This window comes from Aeromonas sp. 84A, assembly GCF_051919345.1.
GTDB classification, from domain to species: Bacteria; Pseudomonadota; Gammaproteobacteria; order Enterobacterales; family Aeromonadaceae; genus Aeromonas; species Aeromonas veronii.
Genome location: NZ_JBQBEW010000001.1, coordinates 2,566,891 through 2,584,632, shown reverse-complemented (window position 1 = coordinate 2,584,632; position 17,742 = coordinate 2,566,891). Strand labels below are relative to the sequence as shown.

At 57.5% G+C, this 17,742-nt stretch carries 13 protein-coding genes and 1 pseudogene; 8 read left to right on the top strand and 6 right to left on the bottom strand.

What is annotated here, in order from left to right:
* Nucleotides 1-42 precede the first annotated feature (42 nt).
* Nucleotides 43-927, top strand: a complete 885-nt coding sequence (cdd, locus tag ACTG20_RS11785) for a cytidine deaminase (RefSeq protein WP_194496199.1) — start codon at nt 43-45, stop codon at nt 925-927.
* Between the two features lie 134 nt (nt 928-1,061).
* On the opposite strand, the gene ACTG20_RS11780 is transcribed toward cdd, so the two are convergent.
* Entirely contained in the window at nt 1,062-2,447 is a 1,386-nt protein-coding gene (locus tag ACTG20_RS11780; RefSeq protein WP_194496198.1) for a tryptophanase, read from the bottom strand.
* Nucleotides 2,448-2,907: 460 nt separating this feature from the next.
* On the opposite strand from ACTG20_RS11780, the gene ACTG20_RS11775 reads away from it, so the two are divergent.
* The 4 genes from ACTG20_RS11775 to asd all read left to right on the top strand — a co-directional run bounded on the left by ACTG20_RS11775 (nt 2,908) and on the right by asd (nt 7,516).
* A complete protein-coding gene (locus ACTG20_RS11775; protein ID WP_194496197.1) occupies nt 2,908-3,072 on the top strand; it encodes a DUF2256 domain-containing protein in 165 nt (54 codons plus the stop codon).
* The gene (locus ACTG20_RS11770) at nt 3,072-4,592 is read left to right on the top strand and encodes a cryptochrome/photolyase family protein (protein ID WP_194496196.1); all 1,521 of its coding nucleotides are present in this window, start codon (nt 3,072-3,074) and stop codon (nt 4,590-4,592) included. The genes ACTG20_RS11775 and ACTG20_RS11770 overlap by 1 nt, the downstream gene beginning before the upstream one ends.
* Nucleotides 4,593-4,734: 142 nt before the next feature.
* A complete protein-coding gene (locus ACTG20_RS11765) occupies nt 4,735-6,042 on the top strand; it encodes a D-amino acid dehydrogenase (RefSeq protein WP_376787910.1) in 1,308 nt (435 codons plus the stop codon).
* Nucleotides 6,043-6,403: 361 nt separating this feature from the next.
* On the top strand, nt 6,404-7,516 hold the full coding sequence (gene asd / locus ACTG20_RS11760) for an aspartate-semialdehyde dehydrogenase (RefSeq protein ID WP_033112620.1): 1,113 nt from the start codon (nt 6,404-6,406) through the stop codon (nt 7,514-7,516).
* Between the two features lie 100 nt (nt 7,517-7,616).
* Here asd and fdhD read toward each other — a convergent pair.
* From fdhD to ACTG20_RS11735, 5 genes and pseudogenes are all read right to left on the bottom strand, one after another.
* Nucleotides 7,617-8,475, bottom strand: a pseudogene (gene fdhD / locus ACTG20_RS11755) (formate dehydrogenase accessory sulfurtransferase FdhD).
* Nucleotides 8,472-10,604 carry a sigma 54-interacting transcriptional regulator gene (locus tag ACTG20_RS11750; protein WP_021230206.1) on the bottom strand — a complete coding sequence of 711 codons (2,133 nt, stop codon included), beginning with the start codon at nt 10,602-10,604 and terminating at the stop codon, nt 8,472-8,474. The pseudogene fdhD and the gene ACTG20_RS11750 overlap by 4 nt, the downstream one beginning before the upstream one ends.
* Before the next feature lie 417 nt (nt 10,605-11,021).
* The gene (locus ACTG20_RS11745) at nt 11,022-11,420 is read right to left on the bottom strand and encodes a hypothetical protein (protein WP_139411806.1); all 399 of its coding nucleotides are present in this window, start codon (nt 11,418-11,420) and stop codon (nt 11,022-11,024) included.
* Between the two features lie 95 nt (nt 11,421-11,515).
* Entirely contained in the window at nt 11,516-13,660 is a 2,145-nt protein-coding gene (fdhF, locus tag ACTG20_RS11740) for a formate dehydrogenase subunit alpha (RefSeq protein ID WP_236323328.1), read from the bottom strand.
* Between the two features lie 46 nt (nt 13,661-13,706).
* Entirely contained in the window at nt 13,707-14,306 is a 600-nt protein-coding gene (locus tag ACTG20_RS11735) for a 4Fe-4S dicluster domain-containing protein (protein ID WP_047435276.1), read from the bottom strand.
* A gap of 79 nt (nt 14,307-14,385) precedes the next feature.
* Here ACTG20_RS11735 and ACTG20_RS11730 point away from each other — a divergent pair, with 79 nt between their 5' ends.
* The 3 genes from ACTG20_RS11730 to ACTG20_RS11720 all read left to right on the top strand — a co-directional run bounded on the left by ACTG20_RS11730 (nt 14,386) and on the right by ACTG20_RS11720 (nt 17,536).
* Nucleotides 14,386-15,318, top strand: a complete 933-nt coding sequence (locus tag ACTG20_RS11730) for an IS5-like element ISKpn13 family transposase (RefSeq protein ID WP_004235553.1) — start codon at nt 14,386-14,388, stop codon at nt 15,316-15,318.
* 748 nt (nt 15,319-16,066) lie between these two features.
* Nucleotides 16,067-16,855 carry a DUF3800 domain-containing protein gene (locus ACTG20_RS11725; protein WP_439978501.1) on the top strand — a complete coding sequence of 263 codons (789 nt, stop codon included), beginning with the start codon at nt 16,067-16,069 and terminating at the stop codon, nt 16,853-16,855.
* A gap of 258 nt (nt 16,856-17,113) precedes the next feature.
* Nucleotides 17,114-17,536, top strand: coding sequence for a GNAT family N-acetyltransferase (locus ACTG20_RS11720; protein ID WP_128816030.1), 423 nt, complete (start codon nt 17,114-17,116; stop codon nt 17,534-17,536).
* Nucleotides 17,537-17,742: the final 206 nt, after the last annotated feature.

Below are 17,742 nucleotides of genomic sequence, written 5' to 3'. Positions count from 1 at the left end.
GCTCCCTACAATGGCCGCCCAATTGGCCTTTGAGGACACACTATGCATCCCCGTTTTGCCAAGCCATTCGATACCCTCTCTGCCCCGCTCAAAGCAGCCGTGCACCCCATGCTGGATAGTGCCGACTTCAAAGCCCGCTTCACGCCGGAGCAAGTCGCCACCCTGAAAGCCGCCACAGGTCTCGATGATCGCGCTCTGCGTCTCGCCCTGTTGCCGCTGGCTGCCGCCTGTTCTGTGGCACCCATCTCCAAGTTTTATGTCGGTGCCATCGCCTGCGGCCTGAGTGGCACCTGGTACTTCGGTGCCAACATGGAGTTTGCGGGACAAGGCCTGTTCCACTCGGTCCACGCCGAGCAGTCCGCCATCTCCAACGCCTGGCTGGGTGGCGAGACCGGGATCAGCGAAATCACCGTCAACTACACCCCTTGCGGACACTGCCGTCAGTTCATGAACGAGCTGAGCACCGCCAAGATCCTGAAAGTCTCTCTGCCCGATGACCTGAGCGCCCTGCAATCCTTCCTGCCCCACTCGTTTGGCCCGGCGGATCTCGACATCACAGATGCGCTGATGAGCCCGCAGGATCACGCAGAGCTTGAGCTTCAAAGCGAAGACCCGCTGTGGCAGGCCGCGCTGGCCGCCGCCCGTCAAAGCTACGCCCCCTACAGTCAGGGCTATGCCGCGGTGGCGCTGCAGTTTGCCGATGGTCGCATCTTCTCTGGCCGCTACGCCGAGAACGCCGCCTTCAACCCCAGCCTGCCGCCGATGCAGATGGCCTGCGCCCATGCGGTGCTTAACGGCGAAGATCTCGCCACCATCCGCCGCGCCGTGCTGCTGGAGAACAAAAACGGCCAGATCAGCCAGCGTGACTCCGCCCAGTCCACCCTCAAGGCGCTGGGCTCCGTCGAGCTGGAGTATCAGGCGGTCTGACCCCGGCTTTGCGTCGATAAACGAAAGCCCCCGCACCTTGGTGCGGGGGCTTTTTTACTGGGCCGTTTAACCGGGAGCGACCGGTGATCTGCACAGTTTGGCGCGGTTGATCACCCCGTCTGACCGGTTGCTGATCAGACCGGTTTTAGCCGCGAAGTGAAGTGGCGCAGCAGCGGCGGCTCGTAGGCAAAGGTGAGCCCGCGAATGTCGCTGGCCCGCGCTTTCAGCGCGATCAGGCAGTCGGCCACATAGTCCATGTGATCCCGGGTGTAGACCCGGCGCGGAATGGTGAGGCGCAACAGCTCAAAATCCGCCGCCTCCTGCTTGCCGGTGGCGGGATCACGCCCCAGCAACAGGGAGCCAATCTCCACCCCGCGCACGCCCCCTTCCAGATAGAGCTCGCAGGCGAGCGCATGGGCCGGAAACTGCTCGGCCGGAATATGGGGCAGCAGCTTCTTGGCATCCACAAAGACCGCATGGCCGCCGGTGGGGGTCTGGATCGGGATACCCGCCTCGGCCAGCCGCTCGCCAAGATAAGCCACCTGACTGATGCGATAGGTGAGATACTCCTCATCCATCCCCTCGCGCAGGCCGATGGCGAGTGCCGCCATGTCTCGCCCGGCGAGGCCGCCATAGGTGACAAACCCCTCCATCGCCACGCAGCGCACCTGCACCGCACGGAACAGGTCGAGATCCTCTTTAAAGCAACACAACCCGCCGATATTGACCAACCCATCCTTCTTGGCCGACATGGTGAAGATATCCCCCAGCGCGAACATCTGGCGCACTATCTCCTTGATGCTGCACTTGGCATAGGCCGGGTCCCGCTCCTTGATAAACCAGGCGTTCTCGGCGAAGCGGGCGGCGTCGATCACCACCGGAATCTGGTGACGACGGGCCAACTCGGAGACCGCCTCCATATTGGCCATGGAGACCGGCTGGCCACCGGCGCTGTTGCAGGTCACCGTGATGATGATGCCGGCTACATTGGCGGCCCCCAGGGTCTCGATGGTGTCGCTCAGGCGAGGGAGATCAAAATCCCCCTTCCAGGCATAAGGGGCCGTGGTGTCGAGGGCTTTCGGGGTGAGCAGGTTGATGGCCCGCGCGCCAGCCAACTCCACGTGGGCCTTGGTGGTATCGAAGTGATAGTTGGAGATAAACACCGGCGCCTTGCCCTTGCAGCGCTTGACCAGCTCGGGGAAGAGGATCTGCTCGGCCCCGCGCCCCTGATGGGTGGGCATCACATGCTGATAGCCAAAAATCTCGCGCACCGTGCGCTCCAGCTCGACGAAGTTGCGGCTGCCCGCATAGGCCTCATCCCCCATCATGATGCCGGCCCACTGGCGATCGGACATGGCACCGGTGCCACTGTCGGTCAGCAGATCGATATAGACATCTTCAGCCAGCAGCAGGAAGGGGTTCCAGCCAGCGGCCTCGAGGGCGGCACGGCGCTCGGCGCCAGTGGTCTGTTTGATGGGCTCGACCATCTTGATACGAAACGGCTCGGGTATACGACGCATATAAGACTCCTCACCGGCGCAAGGCCAGTGTGTTTGAAATCGGGATTGGCAAAAAGGCCGGGGCGATCAGGGTCGTCCGGCTGACAAATTCAAACGGCGGGTGCCGCCAATCAGCGGTGAGGAAAGTCGAAGGTGAGAATGGGATCCCGGGTATACCAGTGGGCGAGCAGACAAGCTGCCCGGGGCGTAGCTGTCATGATTGGCATCACTCCCCTCCATATCGGTTGTAGACAGTCGGTGGCCAACAAGATCCATTGATAGATGCTGCCAACAGGCAGCCTCGCCACGTTAACGGCTGGTTAATTGGCAAACAAGGGGCGCACCGACGGGCTGTGCGCCCGCTCACAAAGTAGGCATCTGCGCGACAAACTGGCAGCGAGGTTGATCCGCCCGCGCTCCCGCTTCGTTATTCTCCCTACCCACACGCCACATCCCCCAACAGCCAGGGCCGGAAGCCATCATGCATCGCAAACCCCATCTGCCCGAGAAGATCTGCCCCGTCTGCCAGCGCCCCTTCAGCTGGCGGCGCAAGTGGGCGCACAGTTGGGAGGAGGTTCGCTACTGCAGCGAGCGCTGTCGCCACGCTCGTCACAACAGCCAGCAACCTGTAGGAGAGCGAGTCTGATGGAGCTGCGCCTTGTTCTCGGCGATCAGCTGAACGCCGCTCACAGCTGGTTTCGCACCCCGGATCCGGCGGTCTGCTACCTGATTGCAGAGCTGCGTCAGGAGACCGACTACTGCCACCACCATCGCCAGAAGGTGCTGGCCTTCTTTGCCGCCATGCGCGCCTTCGCAGCATCACTCACTCAAGCGGGCCACCGCGTCTGTTACCTGACCCTGGATGAGAGCGCCCGCTGGCCCGACTTGCCCGGCTTGCTGGAAGCTCAGCTCGAAGCACATCAGGTCGACAGCTTTGCCTGGCAGAGCCCGGACGAGTGGCGTCTCGCCAGCCAGTTGAAAAGCTGGGCGGCGGGCCTTGCCATCCCTGCCACCGAGGTGGAGAGCGAGCATTTTCTCACTCCCCGCGATGGCTGGCAGCGCTACCCCCACAGCCGGATGGAGTTCTTCTACCGCGCCCTGCGAAAGCAATATCAAGTGCTGCTCGATGAGCGCGGCCAACCCCTTGGCGGGCGCTGGAATTTTGATGACGAGAACCGCGCCAAGCTGCCGGAGCGTCAGCCGATCCCGACGCCCCTCACCTTTGCCAATGATGTGAGCGAGATTGATGCCATGCTGACCCGCCACGGGGTCCGCACCATCGGCGAGGCAGATGCCAGCAGGCTGCCGTGGCCCATCACAAGGCGCCAGAGTCGTGAGCTGCTCGCCCATTTTCTCACCCACTGCTTACCCCACTTTGGCCGCTATCAGGATGCCCTGAGCGAGCGGGGCTGGAGTCTGTTTCACAGCCGTCTGTCGTTTTCCCTCAACAGCAAGATGCTTCATCCGCTTGAGGTGATCCGCGCCGCCGAGACCCACTGGCAGGCCAATCAGGCAACCATCACGTTGGCGCAGGTGGAGGGTTTTATCCGCCAGATCCTCGGCTGGCGCGAGTTTGTCCGTGCCCTTTACTGGGAGAAGATGCCCGACTACCAGCAGACCAATTTTCTCGGGGCCAACCGGCCGCTGCCGGGTTTCTTCTGGAATGGAGAAACCAGGATGGCCTGCGTGCGCCACGCCATTGGCCAGTCTCTGGAGCACGGTTACGCCCACCATATCCAGCGGCTGATGGTGACCGGTAACTTTGCCCTGCTGGCGGGGATCCATCCTGACGAGGTGGATGCCTGGTATCTCGGTATCTATGTGGATGCCATCGAGTGGGTGGAGCTGCCCAACACCCGCGGCATGAGCCAGTTTGCCGATGGCGGCCTGATGGGCAGCAAGCCCTACGCCAGCAGCGGCGCCTATCTCGAGCGGATGGGCCACTACTGCAAGGGGTGCCACTATCAGGTGAAAACCCGCCACGGCGACGGAAGTTGCCCCTTCAACAGCCTCTACTGGCACTTTCTCTGGCGCAATCGGGACAAACTGGGCGGCAATCCCCGCCTCGCCCTCCCCTATGCCAACTGGGATGGCCAAGCCGCAGCGCAGCAGCAGGCCATTCTGGTAACGGCGGAGCACTACCTGATCAAGCTGGAGCAGTTGTAAGCGGGCCATGTCCCTCACAACAGCGCAGCGATTTACGCTGGCAATCAGGCTCACCATCGCACCAAACACCAGCTTGTAACTGGCAAGCAGACGGAGATCCCAATCCTGCGCAGAGCGGTTGAATATCCTGTGGCGGCTGATTATGGTGGTGGCCACATCAGGAGATCTGTCAAGGAAAGACGATATGGAGATAGTGGTTCTCGGTGGTGGCGTAATTGGGGTAACCAGCGCTTGGTATTTGGCCAAAGCGGGTCACAAGGTGACCCTGCTGGAGCGACAAGATGGCGTCGCCCTTGAAACCAGCCATGCCAACGCCGGGCAGATATCACCCGGTTATGCGGCCCCTTGGGCGGCACCCGGCATCCCCCTCAAGGCCGCCAAATGGATGCTGCAAAAGCATGCCCCCTTCACCGTGCGCCCCACTGCCGATCCCTTCCAGCTGCGCTGGATGCTCAGAATGCTCGCCAACTGCACTCCGACCGCCTATGCCACCAACAAGGGGCGCATGGTGCGTCTGGCCGAATACAGCCGCGACTGCATGAAGCTGCTGCGCGACGAGCTGAGCATCGATTACGAAGGGCGCCAGCTCGGCACCCTGCAGCTGTTTAGAAGCCAGTCCCAGCTCGATGCCAGTCAGCGCGATATCGAGGTGCTGGAGGAGTATGGCGTCCCCTACCAATCCCTTGATGCCAGCGGCTGCGAAGCGGCAGAGCCTGCGCTGGCGCGGGTGCGCGGCAAAATCGTCGGCGGCTTGCGTCTGCCCGGCGACGAGACCGGCGACTGCTTCCGCTTCACCAAGGCCCTTGCCCTTGAAGCCGAGAAGCTCGGGGTCAAGTTCGTCTTCAACTGCGATATCGACGAGATTGAGCAAGCCCGCGGCCGCGCCGTGGCGGTGCGGGCGGGCGAGCAGCGCTATCGCGCCGATGCCATCGTCTGTGCACTTGGCAGTTATGCCACCGGTTTTTTGCGGCCGCTGCTGCGCCCGCTCGGGCTGGAGCTGCCGGTTTATCCGGTCAAGGGCTACTCCCTCACCCTGCCGATGATCAATGCCGAGGCCGCGCCGCGCAGTACCGTGCTCGATGAGACCTACAAGGTGGCCATCACCCGCTTTGACGAGCGGATCCGGGTAGGCGGCATGGCGGAGCTGTCGGGCTACAACCTCGCCCTCAACCCGAGGCGCCACGACACCCTGGCGATGGTGGTGGGGGATCTTTTCCCCGAGGGGGGCGATATCAGCCAAGCCGAGTTCTGGACCGGCCTGCGTCCCATGACGCCGGACGGCACCCCACTGGTGGGGCCAAGCCCCATTCCCGGCCTCTGGCTCAATACCGGCCACGGCACATTGGGCTGGACCATGGCGGCCGGCTCGGGTCAGCTTCTGTGCGATCTCATCAGCGGCAGCGAGCCCACCATCAGCGATGAGGGGCTCACTCTGGCTCGTTACGGCTAAGCACCTAAGCTGTCGGGCTGTTTCACACGCCAACTGCGCCCCCAGACAACAGCAGAGGACGTTCTCAACCGCTTTATTGACAGGCCACCGCCAAAAACGGTGGCCTTTTCGTCTGATGTTGACCTTCTCGCTCCCCGTCTGCCTGAGCGGTGCTCTGGCTGCCGGTTAATGCAGCAAACGGCACAGAATATTGCGCAATTCGACTTGCGCAAGCCGTCACAATCCGTAATGTGGATAGACGCATTTTTCGCAGCGCATATTTTTTAAATGGCCTGTAAACCGCTTGTAAACAGGCGTCGCCAGACAAGAGGTTACGGGTGTCACCGCGAGTTTCTTTAGCAGCAATCCAGGGTAGGACATTATGAAAAAAGTAGGTTTGGTCGGTTGGCGTGGCATGGTGGGATCGGTTCTGATGAGCCGGATGCAGGAAGAGCAGGATTTCGCCCATATTCAACCCACATTCTTCACCACCTCCCAGGCCGGTGAGGCCGCTCCCAACTTCGGCGTCGATGCCGGTACTCTGCAAGACGCCTTCGATATCGCGGCGCTAGCCAAGCAGGATATCATCATCACCGCCCAAGGCGGCGACTACACCAAGGATGTCTATCCGCGCCTGAAAGCCGCTGGCTGGCAGGGTTACTGGATTGATGCCGCCTCCTCCCTGCGGATGGAGAAAGATGCCGTCATAATTCTGGATCCGGTCAACGGCGACGTCATCGAGCAGGCCCTCAACGATGGCATCAAGACCTTCGTCGGCGGCAACTGCACCGTCAGCCTGATGCTGCTGGCCCTCGGCGGCCTGTTCAAGGCCGATCTGGTGGAGTGGGTAAGCGTAGCCACCTATCAAGCCGCCTCCGGTGGCGGTGCCCGTCATATGCGCGAGCTGGTGACCCAGATGGGGATGCTGCGCGACGAAGTGGCGGTCGAGCTGGCAGACCCTGCCTCCGCCATCCTCGACATCGAGCGCAAGATCACCGAGAAGACCCGCTCCGGCACCCTGCCGGTGGACAACTTCGGCGTGCCGCTGGCCGGTGGCCTTATCCCCTGGATCGATACCAAGCTCGACAACGGCCAGAGCCGTGAAGAGTGGAAGGGTCAGGCCGAGACCAACAAGATTTTGGGTATCGAGAACGCCGTCATTCCGGTGGATGGTCTGTGCGTGCGGATCGGTGCCCTGCGCTGCCACAGCCAGGCCTTCACCATCAAGCTGAAAAAGGATGTGCCGCTGGCGGAGATCGAAGCGCTGCTGGCAGCCCACAACGACTGGGTGAAAGTGATCCCCAACGATCGCGACATCACAGCCCGCGAGCTGACCCCGGCTGCCGTCACCGGCACCCTCAGCATTCCGGTGGGCCGTCTGCGCAAACTCAATATGGGCCCTGAGTATCTGGCTGCCTTTACCGTGGGTGACCAACTGCTGTGGGGCGCCGCCGAGCCGCTGCGCCGCATGCTGCGTATCCTGCTGGCGCGCTAATCCGCCACAGCAGCAGATACAACAAGGGCGGGGAGTCACACTCCCCGCCCTTTTTTATTGCCAGTTTTCGTGCCCTGTTTAGCGGGTCACGGCCTTGTCACTACTTGAGCAGAATACGCTGACAGCCGCTGTAGATCTCGGCCCGCCCGGGGCGGCAAAAACCCACCAGGGTGAGGCCGGTCTGCTCGGCCCGCTCGACCGCAAGCTCGGTGGCAGCAGATGGCGAGCAAGATCTCCACCCCGGCGCTGGCGCACTTTTGCACCATCTCGAAGCTGGCGCGGCTGGTTACCAGAATGGCGCCATCCCGCCGACCGCTGCGGCACAGATGGCCCACCAGCTTGTCCAGCGCAATATGGCGCCCCACATCCTCGCGGATGGCGAGAATATTGCCCTCCCCGTCCAGATGCACCGCCGCATGGGTGGCGCCGGTGCGCTGGCCCAGCAGCTGGAGCGGGCGCAGCGCGGTCAATACCTTGTCGATATGGCCCACCGCCAGACGCTGGCTGTCAGGCAAGCTTGGCTGGGTGCGGATAACCTGCTCCAGACTCTCGCTGCCGCAGATGCCGCAACCGGTACGGCCCGCCATGGTGCGCCGCTTCTCTTTGAGGCGATAAACGCAGCGATTGGCCAGGGTGATATGCAGCTCAATCCCCTGACAGCCGTCAATCTGCTCGATGTCGTGGATATCGAGCAGGCTGTCGATGATCCCCTCGGATAGCGAAAAGCCGATGGCAAAATCCTCCAGATCGGAGGCCGAGCACATCATCACGCTGTGGGCGATGCCGTTGTAGACCAGCGCCACCGGCGTCTCGGAGGGGAGCGCCATTTCGCTGTCGCATGTCAGTGTATCGGCGCGGTAGTGCACCACCTCGCGGTGGATGGCGCAGCGGGCCAGTTCGTTCTGTTCTCTCTGCTCGCTAAGCTCGTCACGCGCCTCAAGCTCAAGTTGCTCTCTCATGGTGCAACCCCGTCAATGATCTCGGGATCTCTGGCCGAAATGCCGAGACGCTTCATTTTCGAAAGCAAGGTGGTGCGCTTCATGCCGAGGCGGTTGGCCGCCCCCCGTTCACCTGCGACGATGCCGTTGCAGTCACGCAGGGCAGCGATGATCGCCTCGCGCTCATCGGTCGGCCCCTCCTCGGCAAAGAGCGGCGTGGCGGGTTCGTCATAAACCAGGGTCTCAATCTTGTGGTAGCCCTTGAGGGGCATCAGCTCATCAGGCGAGAGGTTGAGCACATGGCCACGGGTCATCACCACGGCGCGCTCGATGACGTTCTCCAGCTCGCGGATATTGCCGTACCAAGGCAGTGACACCAGCATCTTCATGGCATCGGCGGGGATCGAGGTGATGGTGCGGCGCATCCGCTTGGCGATCTTCTTGATAAAGAAATTGACCAAGAGCGGAATATCCTCGCGCCGCTCCCGCAGGGGTGGCAGCTCGATGGGAAAGACGTTGAGACGGTAGTAGAGATCGCTTCTGAAACGCTTGTTCTTGACCATGGAGAGCAGATCGCAGTTGGTGGCGGCCACCAGCCGCACATCCACCGCGATGGGGTTGCTGTTGCCCACCCGCTCCAGCTCGTGCTCCTGCAATACCCGCAACAGTTTGGGCTGCAAGTCCAGCGGCATATCCCCCACTTCGTCGAGGAACAGGGTCCCCTTGTGGGCCCGCTCGAAGCGGCCGATACGCTGGGTAAGGGCGCCGGTAAAGGCTCCCTTCTCGTGGCCAAAGAGGTCGCTCTCGATAAGGCCGGTGGGGATGGCGGCGCAGTTCACCTTCACCATCTCGTGGTCGTGGCGGGCACTCAGGGCGTGAATGGCCTGGGCGATCAGCTCCTTGCCGGTACCGGTCTCACCGAGGATCAGCACGGTACTGTCGCTCTCGGCCACCAGCCGCACCTTCTCCAGCACGCTCTCCATCACCGCGCTCTGGTAGATGATGTGGGGGAACTCCCCCTGCATCTGCGGCTCGTTGATGCGAATGGTCTTCTCTTTGGCGCCGTTGGTGTTGGAGATCTCCTGCTGGGCCTGCACGTTGTTCATGGCAATCGCCGTGCGCGCCGCCACCTGCTCCAGCAAGGAGATATCGATATCGGCAAAAAAGTCGGCGTTGGGGTGCGAAAGGATCAACACCCCCAGCAGGTTGCCCCGATAGCGCAGCGGCAAAATGCAGGAGCTGTCAGCCTCGGGTGGCAGGATCTGGGAGGTAAACCGGCAGCGATTGCTGCAGCCGTGACCGTGTTCGCGATAGACGAAAAACGGTTCGCTGTGGCCAAGGGCCCCCTGCAGGCACTTCTTTTCAAAACAGGAGTGGTCAATGATGCCCGGCTGCTCGCTCTGGTGCTGATTGACCAGATAGCTCTTGAAGCTGTCGGAGGTGGCGTTGTACTCCGCCAGACACAAGCTGCTGATGCCAAAGTGGTGATGCAGGATGGCAAACAGGCTCTTGGGCAGCTCGGCGATGCGCACCAGTTTGATCACTGCATTGGTCACATCCACCAGAATTTTGCAACTGTCGCGCTCAAGGCGCAGGGAGTTGGCCTGCTCCAGGGTGCGCTCCTTGTCGAGCACGTTCTCCAGCGCAATGGCGATAATGGCCGCCAGCTGGGTCAGCTTGGCGAGGGTCTCCATGGTGAAGCTGTCGAGCTGGGTGTTGATAAACTCGACCCCGCCAAGGTGGCTGCGGGCGGTGGTGATGGGGAGCTGGCAGTAGGAGCGCAGCCCCCCGTAGACCCCTTCGCGATCCAGCGCCGGGCAGCGATTCTCAAAGCGGGCGGCAGCGAGAATGATGGCCTGTTCCGGGGTCTCTTTGGTAGGACGGGGGGAGAGGTGCAGCTCTGCCTTGGGGCAGACCAGATGCTTTGGGCCGGAATGTCCCATGAAGTAGAAGATGGCCTCCTCGTCCGCACCCATGTTGAGGATCAGGTTGACCCGGGTCACGCCGCCGAAGCTGGCATCTATCTTGTTGAGTTTGTGGATAAAATCATCGAGCGTCACGGCCGACAGGAGGGATTTGGAGAGCAGGAGGAAACCGTCGTCCCAGATGGGAGAGATCTCGTCCAGGGGGATGGCACTCACATTTAGCATTGCGGCCTCACGTTATATCGATTTAGTCACCAGTCAGGCTGTCCATGCCATCGCATCACGACAAGCACCCGTCACCAAAATAAATAGCCGCAGCCCGTAAAAGCGGCTGCCAATAAGAAAAGCGGTGACGAAAATTGTCGCATGTTGCAATTCCAGAGTTGTTATTAACGAACGACAACAAAAAGTAACATCGTTATCGGGGGATATATTGGAATGGCGACTCATCATAGATGAGCTCAAATTTCATTACAATCCGATTTAATATATCTGATGGCCATATTTAACCGGTTATTTCATCAGTTCTTGATCTCAATTAAGGCGCCCGAAAAGTGGGCCGCCGTCAACTGTCAGATCTGCCCTTTCCTCTTCGCTGGCTGCGGGTTTCGAGATGGCGTTTGCTGCCCATTCATCGGCAATTCATGAGGTGATGATCCGGCTGTGGCAGCACTTCAGGCCACCGAAGATAAAGAGGGCCGACAAGCTCTGGAAGGCCATCAGCAGCCAGCTGGCGTTATCGGCAAGCTCGGCGGTGACGCTCTGGTGCGTGAGGTAGACCAGCAGGGTGATCACCCCCAACAGCAGGCCGTTGATCAAGGTGGTGGAGATAAACCCGATCAGCCAGGCACTGGAAATACTCAAGGCGGAAAATACGCTGCTCATGGCGAGCCTTGCTGCCATAAAACAGCCGAAAAAACCGAAGCCCAGCAGAAATATCATCTCGTCGCGCCAAATATAGCAACCTATTCCCAGCAATATCGCCGCCAGATAGGTACCAATATAGAAAATCCCGAATAAGCGACCAATTTCATGTTGCATCATTTATCCCCTGTTTTTGGGTAATAAAAGGGTGCCCGACTCGATAAATCCGAGTCGGGTTCCCTTATTTGTGCAGAACCTCTTTTTTAGGGCGATCAGCCTTTGGCTGCGCTGCGCAATTTCGCCTTGAGCGCGCTGTATTCAGTCTGGACGTACACTTCCGCCTCAGGCTGATTGTCGATGCGCTCGATCTTCACCGCGCAGTACTTGTACTCCGGCGTGTGGGAGACGGGATCGACGTGCTCGATGGTGAGCTCGTTGCAGGCCCCGATCCACCACTGGTAGGTCATGTAGACCACCCCGGCGTTGACCCGGTCGTTGTAGTTGGCCCGGGTGATCACCTTGCCACGGCGCGACGAGATCCAGACCAGCGCCTGATCCTTCACCCCGAGCTTTTTGGCATCGCTCGGGTGGATCTGCACATAGCCCGGCTCATCGGCCAGGGTTTGCAGCGCCGAGCAGTTGCCGGTCATGGAGCGGCAGGAGTAGTGACCCACCTCGCGCACGGTAGAGAGCACCAGCGGGTACTCGGCACAGGGCTGCTCCAGCGGCGGGCGCCACTCGGAGGCGATCAGCTGACCCTTGCCACTCGGGGTGGTGAACACATTCCCCTCGAACAGGGTGCTGGTGCCCGGGTGGTCCTCGGTCGGGCAAGGCCACTGCACACTCTTGAGATCGGCCATCTTGTCGTAGCTGACCCCGGCATAGAGCGGGCAGAGCGCACGCATCTCGTCCCAGATCTCTTCAGTGTTGTGGTACTCCATGGGATACCCCATGGCGGTCGCCATCAACGAGAAGATGGCCCAGTCCGGTTTCACGTTCTCGGGGGGCGTCACCGCCTTGTAGAAGCGCTGGAAGCCGCGATCTGCCGAGCTGTAGACCCCTTCGTGCTCGCCCCAGCTGGTGGCGGGCAGAATGACATCTGCCATCTCGGCGGTCTGAGTCATGAAGATATCCTGCACGATCACCAGCTCCATCCCCGCCAGAGTGCGGCGGAACTGACCGAGGTCTGCCTCGGTCTGGGCCGGATCTTCACCGAAGATGTAGAAGGCCTTGCACTTGCCCTCCTCCACCTTGTGGCCAAGCTCCGTCAGGCGATAGCCGGGCTTTTGGGAGAGTGACGCCACGCCCCACGCCTTGGCGAACTTGGCGCTGATCTCGGGATCGGCCACCGACTGATAACCCGGGAACTGGTGGGGCAGCATCCCCATGTCGCAGGTGCCCTGCACGTTGTTCTGACCGCGCACAGGCCCGCAGCCGGTGCCACGGCGACCGAAGTTGCCGGTCAGCAGCGCCAGACCCGCCAGCCCCTTGACCACGTCCACCGCCTGACCGTACTGGGTCACCCCCATGCCCCACAGGATCATGGAAGCAGGCGACTCGGCGTAGGTACGAATGGCAGCGCGGATATCGGCAGCTTTGAGGCCGGTGATCCCCTCCACATATTCCGGGGTGTACTTGGCCACCGTCGCCTTGAAGGTCTCAAACCCTTCGGTGTAGTTGGCGACAAAGGCCTTGTTGTAGAGCCCTTCATTAATCAACACATTGGCGAAGGCGTTAACCAGCGCCATGTTGGAACCGTTTTTGAGCGGCAGCCACTGATCGGCGATGCGGGCGGTCTCCACCATGCGGGGATCACACACAATCACCTTGGCCCCGTTCGCCTTCGCCTTGAGGATATGGCGAGCGACGATGGGGTGAGAGTCAGCAGCGTTATAACCAAACACCAGCAGGCACTTGGTCTCTTGAATTTCGGGAATGGCGTTGCTCATGGCGCCGTTGCCTACAGTTGTCTCCAGACCGGAGACTGAGGGTGCGTGTCACACCCTCGCGCAGTGGTCGACGTTGTTCGTCCCAATCACCGCACGGGCAAATTTCTGCATCACATAGTTGGCTTCATTGCCGGGGCCACGGGCAGAGCCGGTGGTCATGATGGCGTCCGGGCCATATTTCGCCTTGATGGCAGAGAGACGGCTGCTGGCAAACTCGATCGCCTCATCCCAGGAGACCGCTTCGAACTTGCCACCGCGCTCGCGGCGGATCATCGGGCTCTTGAGACGGGGGGTCAGCAGGTTGGTGTCGTTCAAAAAATCCCAACCGTAATAGCCCTTGAGGCAGAGCTGCCCCTCGTTGGTCCGGCCGTTGGCGCCTTCGGCTCCCACCACCTTGTCGTTTTCAACCAGCAGGTTGATTTTGCAACCGGTGCCGCAATAGGGGCACACGGTAATGACTTTTTTCATGACTCACACTCTTGTTTGTTAACGAAAAACGGCTCGGCAAGCCCGCTCACACCCGCGCCGGCATCGCCAGCAGTGCCTCGGCACTGGCCAGCTGCTTCTGCCGGTTCAGGTTTTCAAGATGCTCCGGCGTGACCAGCCGCAGTGCCTGGGTCGGACACACCTCGACACAGGCCGGGCCCGCCTCGCGGTGACGGCAGAGATCGCACTTGAGCGCCTGCGCCTTGGTCTGCGGACGCTTGAAGAGCGAATCAGCAGCGGGTGCCACCTCTTTGAGCACCACCGCCATAGCGCCGTAAGGACAGGCCACTACGCAGGACTTGCAGCCGATGCAGCGCTCCTGCAACACCTTGACGCAGCCATCCTCGCTGACGATGGCATTGTTCGGGCAGGCCATGGCACAGGGCTTGTCTTCACACTGGCGGCAAAGCACCGGCGTGGTCACCTTGCTGCCCACGATCACCTTCAGGCGCGGCTGAAAGTAGCTGTCCCTGGAGACCAGATGTCCATCCTCGATGGCAAGATGCAGGCCGCCCTCCCGCTCAAGGGTCCCGCTGCAAGACCCTGACTGGTGTGAAACGGCGCAGGCCACCTCACAGGTACGACACCCAATACAGAGACTGGGATCTGCAATCACGAAGCTGTTCATAGAGAGGGATCCTAAGGAAGGTGCGATTTAATCGTCATATGTGAGAACATAAAGCTTTCTTTATCATGAGCTGTTTACAATGCCTGCCATTTCCAGCTATTCCTCCCGTAAATCCCGTTTTCTTGACCGTATGAATGTTCTGGTGCCGTGGCAGGATATTGCTGATAAGCTGCTTCACGTCTATCCGTCATCCCGTCGCGGCCGACGGCCTTTCCCCCTGGTGCTTATGCTCCGTATCCACTGCCTGCAACTCTGGTTTGACCTCAGTGACGGAGCGGCTGAAGACGCCCTGCATGATGTCCTGCCGTTCCGTCAATTTGCGGGGATCTGTGACACGGTGCCAGATCGCACAACCATCATGAATTTCCGCCATTTTCTGGAGAAACATCATGCAGGAGAACAGATACTGGCACTGATTAACCAGAAACTGAAGCAGGCCGGACTGATGTTACGTCAGGGCATCATTATCGATGCGACCATTATTTCCGCTCCCTGTTCCGTAAAAAATAAAGCCGGTCAACGGGATCCTGAAATGCATCAGACCCGCAAGGGAAATCAGTGGTACTTTGGTATGAAAGCTCATATTGCTGTTGATGCGGCCACAGGCTTGACGGAAAAAGTAGTGACCACGGCGGCAAATGTGCATGACCTGAATGCGGCGGATAGCCTGATTACGGAGCCGGTAGCAATTGTCTTCGCCGATGCCGGATATCGCGGGGCAGAAAAACGGGACTCTCTGACACATCGGGTTAAAGAGTGGTTTATTGCCAAAGGTCCTCATGCCGTAAAAAAGCTCAGACAGCATCCCCGGCTGAATAAGCAGGCGCTGCATGATGAATATGTGAAAGCAGGTATTAGGGCAAAGGTTGAGCATCCTTTCCGGATACTGAAGTGCCAGTTTGGTTTCAGCAAAACACGATTACGGGGACTGATGAAGAACCACAACCGGCTTTCAATGCTGTTTGCAATGTGCAATTTGGTGCGGGCGGGACAACTGGCGGGGATGTCGTGAAAATCATTGTAATATCAGTGGAGCAGTGACATTTTGCTTACCCTGAGTTGATGGGGGAGATTAAATATTGTCCAAACTGGGGTGCTTACTTTGCCGCGTAAGGAGGATATCCAGGCTCTGGATCGTCATGACTGATTAAATCGCACCTTCCCTAAATGGTTCGTTACACCGGGCCGCCCGCCGACAGGCAAAGAGGCGGCCAGCCCCCCACAAAGCATTTATCAGACCAAAACGGGCCAAGGGTGCGATAAAAATTTACAACCAACTGAAAATAAAGGGTTAATCAGAAAGAGAAGCGCGCTGATTGCCACCTCTGACGAGGGTAACGACGGGATGGGAAGTGTGATCGACACGACAAAAGTGACGAGCTCGACACCGGCTGATCAAGGTGTATCACACTACCCTTTCAGCTCAAGCGAACAAACAACAACCAATCAATGACTAATTTATTGATCTCGGACAGATTATGCGCCGATTGCCCTTTTTACCCCCTACCCGATTGGATAGCATGCTTCAGTTGGCAACCTGTCTGTTAAGGGCGTTTCCATGTTGATAAGCATACAACCGCACAGATTAAAAACAGCAGACTGGGAGTCTGGATGTTCAGGACAGTGGCTAGAGACAACTTTCTATGTATGCATTCACTAGATTAGCCAATTACTTTATTCGTCTCCTTAAATAGGACGTTATTGTTCTCACAATTTAAATTTAATACCACTCTATGTAGGATTAAATAAATGAGGTGAAAATGGAAGATCCAGGTAAATTAATTTGGAACATTGCATGCGATGAGTCTGGCGTTGATGGTGCTAGATATTATGGCTTTGGTAGTATTTGGATGAAATGGCAGCGGCGAGGTGATTTTTCAAAATTAGTTTCAGATTTAAGAGAGAAACACCACTATCATGATGAAATAAAGTGGCAAAAGGCACATAGCAAACAATTCCGAAGTTTTTATCTAGAGCTAATAGAACTATTTTTCAAAAGAGAATGGCTTGCTTTTCATTGCATAATTATTAAAAAGTCAGATGTAAAGAAAGAATGCCACAATGGTGACTACGATTTAGCTCGACGCAAACATTTCAATCTATTACTTAACTCAAAAATTAAATCAGTTTTAAAAGCACATCCAAATAGAGAATGCCAGTTTCGCATAGTTGTAGATCCTATTGCATCAAGATATAAAAAAGCAGATGAGGCCTCACATATTATTGTCAATAACCAAATACACCAAGTAACTAAACTCTCCGATGTCATCGATAGTTATGTAACTAAAGACTCCAAGACATCTGTTCAAATTCAATTGTGTGATTTACTACTTGGTGCTGTAATGGCTGCATGGCAAAAGAAAGCCACCTCAGAAGGTAAGATTTTAATTCAAAAAGAAATTTCTGACTATCTTGGATGGATAAATCTTGAGGCAGATACGAAACCATCTGAGCGTAAATTCAACATTTGGTATTTCTACGATAAAAACTTAGGACCTAGAGAAGTGAAAACTAGACCAGTCAAATTGAAGTATCCACTACCACAGTGAGACACAAACAATAAAATTATGCTAGATAGTATCTGACTCAGATATAAATCAGCCCTTAAAATTATCAAGCACAGGATCTTATGGCAATCACCTACTTGAAAATTCTTGATACAACCATCAAAATTGGACTTGGTGCATTAATTAGTGCCGTAGGGTGCAATAAGCGCAGCGCATTGCACCTCTTGCCTCTTTTAATACTTGGTGCAATTCACTTCGTTCATTGCACCCTACGATTATATTTTAATGGAGTAAGATTTGATGAATATAAAAATCCATAATGAACATAAAGATGATATCTTCAATGTACTTGTTGATAACCTTAGACAATTTAACTTTGATAAAATGGGTGAGGAACGCTCCCAACCTTTAATTGTTGCCATTCATGATGATAATGACGAAGTTGTCGGTGGCATTGCCGGACGTACTATTTATCATCAACTGTTGATCGAAGTACTTTGGGTACACAATGACAAGAGAGGACAGGGGCTTGGCATTCAATTAATAGAGATTGCTGAACGCGAGGCAAAAAAACGGGGATGTATTGCTGCTCAAGTCGACACCCTCTCATTTCAAGCACCCAAATTTTATGAAAAAATGGGATTTGAAATAGTCGGTAAAGTGAGCGGCGTTAAAAATAGTCCTGACCGCTATTTTTTATTGAAGCACTATCATGGAGAGTAGTAATTACTGTAGGGTGCAATAAGCGCAGCGCATTGCACCTCTTACCTATTTAAATACTTGGTGCAATTCACTTCGTTCATTGCACTCTACCTTCCCCTCTGGCGAATAAAGACTCCATCGCAGCTCAACTGCATCCCCTTTGCCATCCTGCCAGCATTTAATTAGCGATTACTTTATCGTCTATTTATTATCCGTTTTGGAAAAAG